We start from the raw sequence: 12,077 nt of genomic DNA, 5'->3' as shown, positions 1-12,077 counted from the left end.
GGCGTTTGGGTAACTTTATGACCCTGCAGATGCAGCATCACTCTTAGCAGGTGCAGAAAAATCACTGCTTCCGCCGGGCAAGCCATTGTCCTCGGGCAGCAGGTGACGGATAGAGTTGGCATAAAACTCCAGCAGATCCCGGCGGTCTGCCTTATGCGCGATCTGCCCGCCCGTTTCCGTGACCAGCCCGCGCCGGAGCAGCTGATTCAGGCCCGCCTCAGCCGCATAAGACAGATCGTCCCGCGGAATATGGACATGCGCCAGCGGCATTGCCGCAAGCAAATCTTCAAGCCTGTGCTCAATCGCTGCCCGGCTGAGCGGCCCGTGCCGCAGCAGGATAGCAGAAATCAGCGGCACCGGCAGAACCGGGACAATGACGCTGATCCGCTGCATCAGCTCCCTCGCCAGCGGCTTGGTGATATCGCCCTCGCGCCCAGCGCCGAACCCGGCGAGGCTCAGCGGGCGGCCAAAGTTCACCGCTGCGTACCCCGCCCGGCGGTAGCGGCCGGTCATCCACAGCCACAACTGCCGCAGGAGCCGCAGCGCCACCAGCCCGATCCGGGCCTTGAACCGGCGGTCGCCCGCCTTGGCCGCAGAGGTCAGAATGCGGTCTTCCAGCACTCGGTCATAGTTCAGCGCCACCGGCACAAAGACCACATCACGCCGGTCCGGGTCATAGCCCTCGACAATGTATTTGAGCAGCCCCAGCCGCGGCGCAGCCAAGGCGCCGTCCAGGCTGAGCCCGCCCTCGGGGAACATCGCCTGGGTGGAACCGCCGCGGGTGGCCAGCCGCACATAGGCGGCCAGCACCTTGCGGTAGAGGTCGTTTCGCGAGCGCCGCCGGATGAAATAGGCGCCCATCGCCCGGATCAGGCGGCTGAGCGGCCAGACCCGCGCCCACTCCCCCACCGCATAAGACAGGGCAGAGCGTTCCGCCGCCAGATAGGTGACCAGCACGTAATCCATGTTGGACCGGTGGTTCATAACAAAAACTACGGTTGCATTGGGGTCGATGGCGCGCAGCACCTCCTCGTCCTGGTGACCCAGCCGCACCCGGTAGACCGCATTGGACAGGAACCGCGCCGCCCGGATTGCCAGGCCAAAATAGGCAAATGCGGAGAAGCCCGGTACAATTTCGCGCGCGTAGCGTCGCACCTGCTCAAACGCCACGTTTTCCGGGATGCCTTCAGCCGCTGCGTGATCCGCAGCGGCCTGCGCGACCTGCGGATCATGGATCAGCCGCTGGATCATGTCATGGCGCCGCGCCAGCTTGAACGGCTCTATCGGGCGTTCCAGCCGTTTGTTCAGCCGTGCCACTGCCCGCTCCAGCCGCCGCCGGAAGAACCAGCGCACCGAGGGAAACAGAAAATGCGACGCAAAGGTCACCGCGGCAAAACCCACGATCAGCACGAATAGCCACAGCGGCAGTTCCACGGTTTGCGTCATATGTGAACAGTTGCGCATGGCAACCGCCTTTACAAGCGTCAAGCCATCCGGGTTTCCTACCCCGGCAGAAGGTTTGCCGCAACGCAGCGAATTGACATGGGTTGAAAATTGCAGTTTACATCTGCGTGACGAAATAAAATTACCGACACACTGACTCGCGAGGCCCGACATGCCGCAGATGCAAAAAGACCGCCCCTGGCTGATCCGCACCTATGCCGGCCACTCCACGGCATCGGCATCCAACGCGCTTTACCGCGCCAACCTGGCGAAGGGGCAAACAGGTCTGTCCGTAGCCTTCGACCTGCCAACCCAGACCGGCTATGACAGCGACCACGTGCTGGCCCGCGGCGAAGTGGGCAAGGTTGGCGTGCCCGTTTGCCACCTCGGCGACATGCGCACCCTGTTCGACGAGATCCCGCTGGAGCAGATGAACACCTCGATGACCATCAACGCCACCGCCCCCTGGCTGCTGGCGCTGTACATCGCGGTGGCGGAGGAACAGGGCGCGGATGTGTCCAAGCTGCAAGGCACCGTTCAGAACGATCTGATCAAGGAATACCTCAGCCGCGGCACCTATGTCTGTCCGCCCAAGCCCAGCCTCAAGATGATCGCGGACGTGGCGGAGTACTGCTACACCAACGTGCCCAAGTGGAACCCGATGAACGTCTGCTCCTACCACTTGCAGGAGGCAGGTGCGACGCCGGAGCAGGAGCTGGCCTTTGCCCTGGCGACCGCGCAGGCGGTGCTGGACGAGCTGAAGCCGCGCATCGCGCCGGAAGACTTCCCGGCTATGGTCGGCCGCATCTCCTTCTTTGTGAATGCGGGAATCCGGTTCGTCACCGAAATGTGCAAGATGCGCGCCTTTGTCGATCTGTGGGATGAAATCTGCGAGAAACGCTATGGCGTCGCCGACCCCAAGTTCCGCCGCTTCCGCTATGGCGTGCAGGTGAACTCGCTGGGCCTGACCGAGCAGCAGCCGGAAAACAACGTCTACCGCATCCTGATCGAGATGCTGGCAGTGACGCTGTCCAAGAAAGCCCGCGCCCGCGCGGTGCAGCTGCCTGCCTGGAACGAGGCGCTTGGCCTGCCCCGCCCCTGGGACCAGCAATGGTCGATGCGGATGCAGCAGATCCTGGCTTATGAGACCGACCTTCTGGAATACGGCGACCTGTTCGACGGAAACCCCGCCGTGGACGCCAAGGTGGAAGAGCTGAAGGAAGGCGCCCGCGCCGAGCTGGCCAACCTGGAATCTATGGGCGGCGCCGTCGCCTCGATCGAATACATGAAGGGCCGCCTGGTCGACTCCAACGCCGAGCGCCTGAACCGGATCGAGAAAAACGAAACCGTTGTGGTCGGCGTCAACAAATGGACCGAGGGCGAACCCTCGCCGCTGCAGACCGAGGACGGCGGCATCATGGTGGTCGACCCGGCGGTGGAGCAGGAACAGATCGCGCGCCTGAACGCCTGGCGCGGCGACCGCGATGCGGCGGCTGTTGAACAGGCTCTGGCTGCCCTGCGTGCCGCCGCGCAAAGCGGCGCAAATATCATGGAGCCCTCGATTGCCGCGGCCAAGGCCGGCGTCACCACCGGCGAATGGGCCGAGGAGATGCGCAAGGTCTATGGCACCTACCGCGGCCCGACCGGCGTGTCGGCCTCTGTATCCAACAAGACCGAAGGCCTGGACGATCTGCGCGATGCGGTGAACGCGGTCAGTGACGTGCTGGGCCGCCGGATCAAATTCGTAGTCGGCAAGCCCGGCCTGGACGGCCACTCCAACGGCGCCGAGCAAATTGCCTTCCGCGCCCGCGACTGCGGCATGGACATCACCTATGACGGCATCCGCATGACCCCGGCTGAACTGGTGGAGGCGGCGCAGAAAGACGATGCCCATGTGGTCGGCCTGTCGATCCTGTCCGGCAGCCATCTGCCGCTGGTCGAGGAAATGATGTCCCGGATGAAGGACGCGGGCCTAGATCATATCCCGGTGATTGTCGGCGGTATCATCCCGGACGACGACGCGCAAAAGCTGAAATCCATGGGTGTTGCACGCGTCTATACGCCGAAAGATTTCGAACTCAATTCAATCATGAGCGACATTGTCGACCTGGCAAAGCCATCGGAAATTGCAGTGAATTAACTTTTCCTGCGCAATTTTCCGCGAATTTCAAAAAAGATGCTGAAAGGCGTCTGGCATTTGCTCCATAAAGAATGGCATACCGGGACTTCCGGTATGTCATTTTAATGTGGAGAACAGAATGGCTATTGATCTTTCGGCAATGAGCAGAAAAGAGCTTCTTCAGCTGCAAAGCGATGTGGAAGAAGCCCTGCGCACAGCAGAGCTGCGGGAACGCCAGGAAGCCCTGAAAGCGGCTGAAGAAGCCGCAGCAAAATACGGTTTCTCGCTGGATGAGATTGCCAGCGCGTCGCGCCAGGGCGCCAAGAAAAACAAGGCAGCTCCGAAATACCGCAATCCCAGCAACCCCGAAGAAACCTGGACCGGACGCGGCCGAAAACCGCATTGGGTGCATGCCGCACTGACCGCCGGCATGGATATTTCAGAACTGGAAATCTGATCCCGGCGGCGGAGCAAAGCCATGACCATTCACATTGGCGCCGCCAAAGGCGACATTGCGGAAACCGTGCTGATGCCCGGCGACCCCTACCGGGCGAAATGGGCCGCGGAGACATTTCTGGAAGACGCCAGGCTGGTCAACGAAGTGCGCGGAATGCTGGGTTACACCGGCAGCTGGAACGGCCACCGCGTCACCATCCAAGGCAGCGGCATGGGCATGCCGTCGCTATCGATCTACGCCAATGAGCTGATCCGGGATTTTGGCGCCAAGACGCTGATCCGCATCGGTTCCTGCGGCGGGATGCAGGACAAGGTCAAGGTCCGCGACGTAATCCTGGCAATGACGGCCAGCACCGTGAACAGCCCCTCGAGCGGAATTTTCAAGGAGCTGAATTTTGCTCCCTGCGCCGATTGGGGCCTGCTGCAGGCCGCCGCCCGGGCGGCTGCAGAATACAATACGGCAACACATATTGGCGGCATCTATTCGTCCGACGTGTTCTATGACGAACGCCCGGATCTGAACGAGCAGATGGTGCGCCACGGCATCCTTGGCGTGGAGATGGAAGCCGCTGAACTCTATACTTTGGCGGCGCGCTATGATTGCCGGGCACTGGCCGTGCTGACGGTCTCGGACCACTTGGGCACCGGCGAGGCGCTTCCCTCCAGCCAGCGCGAACGCAGCTTTGGCGAGATGGTGGAAATTGCCCTGAAAGCCGCCTTCAGCTGACCTTAGGTAAACAGTTTTTTTGGAACAGGGCAGAGATTTTTCTCTGCCCTTTTTTCCGCTGTAAAATTGACCAGAAAGTAAATTCCCGCAAAGCCACCCTCAACTGCGGTGCAACTTTTGAACTCTCAGGAAATCCACCCTCAAAACCAGCCTGCCGTAACGTCAATTCGGCAAGTTTGCAGAGTTCACGCCAATTCTGGCGGGAACCCGGAAAATGGCCTGAAAATCAGTTCCTGAATTAACCGCAGCCATGGCTGCGGTCATAGCCGTTCGGCGGCGGGCTCTGCCAATTGCCAAGCGCACCTTTCGCCGGAGCGAAGGTTTCAATCAGCAACGGGTAGCAGGCAGCAGCATCGCTGGAATGCTCAGCTGAGCAATCCCCGCCCGGACAAGCGCTGAGGCTGCCCAAAAGGTCGATCTCGGCAAAAAACTCCAGGTAATCGCCGGGCCGCACGGGGCTGGCCTTCATGAAGTACTGGCCAGTATCCCGGGTGAAACCGGTGCACATGAAGACATTCAGGACATCATGCACATGCGGCTCAGCCTCCGCTGCGGAAACCCCCAAATGATCCGCCAGAGCCCGGCTCAGGTTGGAATGGCAGCAATGATGGTACTGGCTGCCCGCCAGCAGATTGCCGGTATAGGGGTCGCAGCGGGTGCCGATCACATCATGCACCGAACCGCCGTATTCATCCATGCCGTACCAGCCCAGGGTATCCGCCACGATAGTCGCCATCGGACGCAGATGCGGGAAGCTGGTCCACATCCGTTCGCCCGTGGTGATATGGGTGCCATGCAGAGCACGGGTCTTACCGGAATAGAACCGCTCGCTAAGGTCGTTCTTGTTCCACAGGTTCAGATCGCCCACCTGCGGCCCCTCAACCGAGGTGATGCGGAAAAAATGCCCGGCCGGCACCTCAAAACAGGCCGCATCACGGGGTTGCGCCAGCACTTCTCCGGTTTTCACCGCGCCCTGCCGTGCTGCCTGGTACAGCGGCAGGTCCGGCACCGGCAGGGTTTCATTCGGATAGCAGATCACTGGCTTGATGGCGCGGCGGGCCTGGGCATCGGCAGGCGCGGCGGGTGTTTGTGTCATGGGGCAAACCTTCCTGTTCGTTTGCCCCATCAAGACTGCGCCGCGGATGGTTTGCAAGCCTTGTCAGGCAGTGGTCAGATCACCACCACATCCAGCGGCGGGAAGCCGTTGAAGCCGACCGAGGCATAGGTCGAGGTGTAGGCACCGCAGGAATGGATCACTACCCGGTCGCCCCCCTTAAGCCCCAGCGGCATCTGGTAGGGTTTACGCTCGTACAGAACATCGGCACTGTCGCAGGAGGGGCCTGCCAGGATGCAAGGGCCGGTGGTCTCATGGTCGCGCTCCGTGGTGATCCGGTAGCGGATCGCCTCGTCCATGGTTTCGGCCAGGCCGGAGAACATGCCGATATCCAGATAGACCCAGCGGTGCAGATCGTCATCATGCTTGCGCGACACCAGCAGCACTTCGGCAGCAATCGCGCCGGCTTCGGCCACCAGGCCGCGGCCTGGCTCCGCCATGATCTCCGGCACATCGCCAAAGCGTTCGTTGACCAGAGCCATCACCGCACGGGCATAGTCTTCGGCCGGCATCATGTCCGTTCCATAAGAGGCCGGGAAACCGCCTCCAATGTTCAGCAGGTTCAGATTGTGACCCGCCTCTGCTGCCTGGTGCCAGACCTGGGCGACCTGCTCCAGCGTGCCTGCCCACATCCGCGGCTCGCGGGTCTGAGAGCCGACATGGAACGACAACCCATCAACCTGCAGCCCCAGGTCTTTGGCATAATCCATCAGTTTCAGCGCCTTGTCCGGCGTGCAGCCGAACTTGCGGCTGAGCGGCCAATCGGCTTCGCTGGCCTCCACGATCAGCCGCAGGCAGACCTTGGCGCCCGGCGCGTGCTCGGCCAGCTTGTCCAGTTCCTCGCGCTCATCCGCGGCGAAGTGGCTAAGCCCGGACTGATGGGCAAAGGCAACATCGGCAGGCCGTTTGATGGTGTTGCCAAAGGTAATCTGATGCGGCGCAGCACCGGCGGCCAGGCACATTTCGATTTCCGCCCGGCTGGCGGCATCAAAGCAGGAGCCTTCCTGCACCAGCCGCTGCAGGATGCCTGGCGCCGGGTTGGCCTTGACCGCATAGTGAATGCGCGCCCGGCCCAGGCCACGGGCGAGCGCCTGGTATTTGGCGGCAACGGCCTCAGCGTCGACAACCAATGTCGGCCGCTCAAAACGGTTAGCCGCAATGAAGCTCAGAGTACGGGATACAGTTTCGCAAGTGCGGGCAGCCAGCCCGGCTACGTTTGCGTTCATGGTCATCTCCAAAAGACCCGGCCATATATGACCGCTCAGTTCTGTCAGAGACGTTACCGTCGCTACGTAACCGTAGGGGCGTGACCCCTTTCGCCAGAGGCGCGTGCGTTGGCGTCTTGGGCGCCCGTATCGGACATGTGCCCGAGTTTTTCAAGTGTTTTCTGCAGCTTGCCCCCTGCGCAGCCGCGGCGGTGCTCCCGCCTGCTTCAGGGGCTTTTGCAAAGCCCCGCGCAGTTGGGCCTGGCACCGCGCAGCGCGCGGTGCCAGGCCCAACTGCGCGGAAGGCGCGCCGGGGCAGCCGGGGCACCTGCGGGCGCGGGAGCGCTGCGTCAGGCCTTGCGCTGAGGATTGCGGCAGTGGCGGGGGGCGGCGGCGCCAGGCTCTGCTGCGCCGCAGTAACTGCAGCGCCAGACCCCTTCCGCCCGGGCCTGGCGCCAGCGGCAATTGCGGGTCAGGCTGGTGGACATGCGGCGCCACAGGAAGTAGCCGAACACGCCAGCCAGCAGAATAAGAAGCAATACGGGCATGGCCTTGTTTAATCCGAGGCCGCCCGGGCCTCAACAGCCATGCGCTTCAGGCCGCCTGGTAATAGGGGACGGGCCAGTCTTCCGCCTCGGCAGGTTCTGCCGCGGGCAGCGGCTCAGGGCTGAAATAGGCAAAGGCCTGCTCCAGCGCCGCAAGCGCCTCTTGCGCGGTCTGGTCATGTTCTGTGCTGCGCGGGTCCATCGGGTTGCCTCCGTAGTCTGGCACGATCCTCCCCTGGACTGAATACTAGGCTCTGCCTGCCGCCTCCGCATCAGCTGATTGCGCAAAGGCGCAATGCAGGCAGTGCATTGCACAGGTTCCGGCAGGCTGCGTCAGCCGATCAGCAGTTCCCCCGCCAGCCCAAGCGCAAAGCCGGCAACCGCCCCTAGCGCAGGCGCGCTGCTGCGGCTGCTGTGCGCCTTGGGTGCGATGTCCTGAAACAGCAGATAGAGGATGCCGCCCGCAGCAAAGATCATAATCGCGCCCAGCACCGCTGACGCCTCGGCCAGCCAGATCAGCCCCGCCAGCGCACAGAGCGGTCCCAGCACCGCGAGACCCAAGAAGGCCAGCAGCACATGGCTGGCCGGGCTGTCGCCGCTCCAGACCTCCCGGAAAGCAGCAAAACCCTCGGGCAGGTTCTGCAGGAATATCATCAGCGCCAGCAGCTTGGCGGTGGCCGCATCAGCCACCAGCATCGCCCCCAGCGCCATCGCCTCCGGCAGGTAATCCAGCAGCATCGCCAGCAGCAAGGCGCCGCTGCCGCCATGGCGCTGCAGGAGGGTATCGACCAAGTAGAACACCAGACCGCCCGCGGCAAACAGGCCAACCGCCCAGGCGGCAGGCAGCGCCTCCGCCGCTTCCGGAACCAGCACCAGTGCCACGGCTGAAGCCAGGGCGCCGCCGCCAAAGGCCGCAATCGTGTGCAGTACCCGGTCGCGCAGCATCGGGTCGCGGATATGCTCGCACCAGGCCAGAAGCCCGCCCAGCGGCATGGCAAGCCCGGCGATGCCGGCCAGCAGGATGGCATAGAAATGCGGTTGCATTCCGGCAGCTTAGGGCACAGCCTGACGCCTCTCAACCGCTTTGGTTCAGCTGTTGATGCAGCTTGTCGCCTGTGCCGCCTGCACCTCTGTCACGGTGCCGCCAGGCTGCACCGTCCGCAGCACCGTGGCCCCGGCCCCATGGCCAAGGAATTCCGTGCTCACCCGGTACGGGCCGGCAATCCCGGCGGCCTCTATGCAGCCGGGGATCCTTGCGTCAGTCGCCGCCAGCTGGGCGCCGATGCGGTCGTGGTCCGTTGCTGTCATGCAGCCCGCCAGGGTGATCAGCGCGCCCGCAGCACATCCAAGAAACTTCATGCCCGACTTCCAAAGCCTGCCAAAAACATACCCCCGGTTTCGCAGGAAACCGGGGGTCATGCAATTTTCATCATTGCAAACGGCGGATCCTTGCGGACCGCCGCCGGCATCACACGGTGCGCTCGACCATCATCTTCTTAATATGCGCGATCGCCTTGGCCGGGTTCAGGCCCTTGGGGCAGGTCTTGGCGCAGTTCATGATGGTGTGGCAGCGGTACAGCTTGAACGGGTCTTCGAGGTTGTCCAGACGCTCGCCCGTGGCTTCATCGCGGCTGTCGATGATCCAGCGGTAGGCATGCAGCAGCGCGGCCGGCCCCAGATAACGGTCGCCGTTCCACCAGTAAGAGGGGCAAGAAGTCGAGCAGGAGGCGCACATCACACATTCATACAGCCCGTCCAGCTTCTTACGGTCCTCGATGGACTGTTTCCACTCTTTCGCCGGGCGGTTGGTCTTAGTCTCCAGCCACGGCATGATCGAGGCGTGCTGGGCATAGAAATGCGTCAGATCCGGGATCAGGTCCTTCACCACCGGCATATGCGGCAGCGGGTAGATCGCGACATCGCCCTTGATCTCATCCATGCCGTAGATGCAGGCCAGCGTATTGATGCCGTCGATGTTCATCGCGCAGGAACCGCAGATGCCTTCGCGGCAGGAGCGGCGGAAGGTCAGGGTCGGGTCGATCTCGTTCTTGATCTTGATCAGCGCGTCCAGAACCATCGGGCCGCAGCTGTCCATGTCGACGAAATAGGTGTCGACCCGCGGGTTCTGGCCGTCATCGGGATTCCAGCGGTAGATCTTGAACTTGCGCACGTTGCTGGCGCCCTCCGGCTTGGGCCAGGTTTTGCCGGTGGTGATCTTGGAGTTCTTCGGGAGGCTGAATTGAACCATGGTCTGTCTCCTTAGAACGTCCGCGCCTTGGGCGCGATTTTCTTGAGGCTGATGCCGCCTTCGCCTTCGGTGGTCAGCGGATCCACGATCACCGGGCGGTAGGACAGATCAACCTTGTTGCCCTCCACGCGGGAGACGGTGTGGACACGCCAGTTTTCATCATCACGCGCTGTGAAGTCCTCATGCGCATGGGCGCCGCGGCTTTCCTTGCGCGCTTCGGCGCCCACGATGGTGGCCAGCGCGTTTGGCATCAGGTTGGTCAGCTCCAGCGTCTCCATCAGGTCGGAGTTCCAGACCAGCGAGCGGTCGGTGACGGCCAGATCGTCCATCTTGGCAGCGATCGCGGTCATCTTCTCCACGCCTTCGGCCATGGTTTCCGCGGTACGGAACACCGCCGCATCGGCCTGCATGCACTTCTGCATCTCCAGCCGCAGATCCGCGGTCGGATTGCCGCCCTTGGCGTTGCGCAGAGTGTCGAAACGGTCAAACGCCTTGTCGACAGAGGCCTGGTTCAGCACCGGGTTCGCCGCGTCGGCATCCACTACCTTGCCCGCACGGATGGCGGAGGCCCGGCCAAAGACCACTAGGTCAATCAGCGAGTTGGAGCCAAGCCGGTTGGCGCCATGCACCGAGGCGCAGCCCGCCTCGCCCACCGCCATCAGGCCCGGCACCACGGCAGTCGGATCCTCGGCGGTCGGGTTCAGCACCTCACCCCAATAGTTGGTCGGAATACCGCCCATGTTGTAATGCACGGTGGGCAGAACCGGGATCGGCTCCTTGGTCACATCCACCCCGGCAAAGATCTTGGCGCTTTCCGAAATACCCGGCAGCCGTTCCGCCAGCGCCTCGGCCGGCAGGTGGGACAGGTTCAGGTGAATATGGTCGCCCTCGGCGCCCACACCGCGGCCTTCGCGAATTTCCATGGTCATCGAACGCGAGACATAGTCGCGCGGCGCCAGGTCCTTGTACTGGGGCGCATAGCGCTCCATGAACCGTTCGCCTTCGGAGTTGGTTAGGTAACCGCCCTCGCCCCGCGCGCCCTCGGTGATCAGACAGCCGGAGCCGTAGATGCCGGTCGGGTGGAACTGCACGAACTCCATGTCCTGCAGCGCCAGGCCTGCCCGCGCCACCATGCCGCCGCCGTCGCCGGTGCAGGTATGCGCCGAAGTGGCGGAGAAATAGGCGCGGCCATAGCCGCCGGTCGCCAGCACCACCATTTTAGCGTTAAAGACATGCATGGTGCCGTCGTCCAGCTTCCAGCAGACAACACCCTGGCACTGCCCGTCCTCGGACATGATCAGGTCGATGGCGAAATACTCGATATAGAATTCCGCGTTGTTCTTGAGGCTCTGGCCATAGAGCGTATGCAGGATCGCGTGGCCGGTCCGGTCGGCGGCGGCACAGGTGCGCTGCACTGCGGGGCCTTCACCGAACTCGGTAGTGTGGCCGCCGAACGGGCGCTGGTAGATCTTGCCTTCCTCGGTGCGCGAAAACGGCACGCCGTAATGCTCCAGCTCGTAAACCGCCTTGGGGGCCTCGCGCGCCAGGTATTCCATCGCGTCGGTGTCACCCAGCCAGTCCGAGCCCTTGACGGTGTCATACATATGCCACTGCCAGCTGTCCGGGCCCATGTTGCCCAGGGACGCGGCAATGCCGCCCTGCGCCGCCACGGTGTGAGAGCGGGTCGGGAACACCTTGGTCACACACGCGGTGCGCAGGCCCTGTTCGGCCATGCCCAGCGTCGCACGGAGGCCAGCCCCGCCGGCGCCAACCACGACCACGTCATATTCATGTGTTTCGTATTCGTAAGCAGCCATTGATGGAAACCTCGGGGAGTTACAGGGCCAGGCGGATCAGCGCATAAACGCTGGTCGCGGCGACGGCATAGGACAGGCAGTTGACCAGAATGATCGTCAGGCGGCCTTTCAGCCCGTGAACATAATCCTCGATCATGGTCTGGGCGCCGGATTTGAAGTGCATCATGCCGACCCACATGGTCAGCGCCGCCACGATCGCCGGGAATGGCCGGGAATAATAGGCAGTGATTTCCTCATAAGTGCCGCCCAAAGCGCAGCCGAAGGTGAAGACAAACAACGGCACCAGGATCAGCAGAGCAATCGAGCTCACCTGCATCGACCAGTGATGTTCCGTTCCGGATTTTGCTGCGCCCATACCAACGGCGCGCTTGCGGTCAGTCAGATATCGCATTGCGTGTGCCTC

General features: G+C 62.7%; 13 protein-coding genes. 3 read left to right on the top strand and 10 right to left on the bottom strand.

Annotated features, from left to right (window positions below; all coding sequences use genetic code 11):
- Positions 1-15 precede the first annotated feature (15 nt).
- Complete coding sequence (locus ACXAEK_RS09880; protein ID WP_475045242.1) at positions 16-1,446, bottom strand: 1-acyl-sn-glycerol-3-phosphate acyltransferase; 1,431 nt, start codon at positions 1,444-1,446, stop codon at positions 16-18.
- Between the two features lie 169 nt (positions 1,447-1,615).
- On the opposite strand from ACXAEK_RS09880, the gene ACXAEK_RS09875 reads away from it, so the two are divergent.
- From ACXAEK_RS09875 to deoD, 3 genes are all read left to right on the top strand, one after another.
- Entirely contained in the window at positions 1,616-3,583 is a 1,968-nt protein-coding gene (locus ACXAEK_RS09875) for a methylmalonyl-CoA mutase family protein (RefSeq protein ID WP_475041562.1), read from the top strand.
- Between the two features lie 118 nt (positions 3,584-3,701).
- Complete coding sequence (locus tag ACXAEK_RS09870; protein WP_475041558.1) at positions 3,702-4,019, top strand: H-NS histone family protein; 318 nt, start codon at positions 3,702-3,704, stop codon at positions 4,017-4,019.
- Positions 4,020-4,040: 21 nt separating this feature from the next.
- Complete coding sequence (gene deoD / locus ACXAEK_RS09865; protein ID WP_475041556.1) at positions 4,041-4,745, top strand: purine-nucleoside phosphorylase; 705 nt, start codon at positions 4,041-4,043, stop codon at positions 4,743-4,745.
- 238 nt (positions 4,746-4,983) lie between these two features.
- Here the strand turns inward: deoD and ACXAEK_RS09860 are convergent, their stop codons facing one another.
- From ACXAEK_RS09860 to sdhD, 9 genes are all read right to left on the bottom strand, one after another.
- Entirely contained in the window at positions 4,984-5,841 is an 858-nt protein-coding gene (locus ACXAEK_RS09860) for an urea carboxylase-associated family protein (protein WP_475041555.1), read from the bottom strand.
- Between the two features lie 74 nt (positions 5,842-5,915).
- Entirely contained in the window at positions 5,916-7,085 is a 1,170-nt protein-coding gene (locus ACXAEK_RS09855) for a type III PLP-dependent enzyme (protein WP_475041554.1), read from the bottom strand.
- 329 nt (positions 7,086-7,414) lie between these two features.
- Positions 7,415-7,612, bottom strand: coding sequence for a hypothetical protein (locus ACXAEK_RS09850; protein WP_475041553.1), 198 nt, complete (start codon positions 7,610-7,612; stop codon positions 7,415-7,417).
- A gap of 46 nt (positions 7,613-7,658) precedes the next feature.
- Positions 7,659-7,835 carry a hypothetical protein gene (locus tag ACXAEK_RS09845; RefSeq protein WP_475041552.1) on the bottom strand — a complete coding sequence of 59 codons (177 nt, stop codon included), beginning with the start codon at positions 7,833-7,835 and terminating at the stop codon, positions 7,659-7,661.
- A 107-nt stretch (positions 7,836-7,942) separates the two neighbouring features.
- Positions 7,943-8,653 (bottom strand): ZIP family metal transporter, encoded by a 711-nt coding sequence (locus ACXAEK_RS09840; protein WP_475041551.1) that lies wholly within the window; start codon positions 8,651-8,653, stop codon positions 7,943-7,945.
- 45 nt (positions 8,654-8,698) lie between these two features.
- Positions 8,699-8,968: a hypothetical protein gene (locus tag ACXAEK_RS09835; RefSeq protein WP_475041549.1), complete on the bottom strand. Its 270-nt coding sequence runs from the start codon at positions 8,966-8,968 to the stop codon at positions 8,699-8,701.
- A 109-nt stretch (positions 8,969-9,077) separates the two neighbouring features.
- On the bottom strand, positions 9,078-9,857 hold the full coding sequence (locus ACXAEK_RS09830; protein WP_475041548.1) for a succinate dehydrogenase iron-sulfur subunit: 780 nt from the start codon (positions 9,855-9,857) through the stop codon (positions 9,078-9,080).
- 11 nt (positions 9,858-9,868) lie between these two features.
- A complete protein-coding gene (gene sdhA / locus ACXAEK_RS09825) occupies positions 9,869-11,674 on the bottom strand; it encodes a succinate dehydrogenase flavoprotein subunit (protein ID WP_475041547.1) in 1,806 nt (601 codons plus the stop codon).
- Between the two features lie 19 nt (positions 11,675-11,693).
- Positions 11,694-12,065, bottom strand: coding sequence for a succinate dehydrogenase, hydrophobic membrane anchor protein (sdhD, locus tag ACXAEK_RS09820; protein WP_475041546.1), 372 nt, complete (start codon positions 12,063-12,065; stop codon positions 11,694-11,696).
- Positions 12,066-12,077 lie beyond the last annotated feature (12 nt).

Source organism: Leisingera sp. ABM4_101, assembly GCF_056158725.1.
The sequence above is the reverse complement of the archived record's forward strand: the minus strand, read 5'-3'. Positions and strand labels throughout refer to the sequence as shown.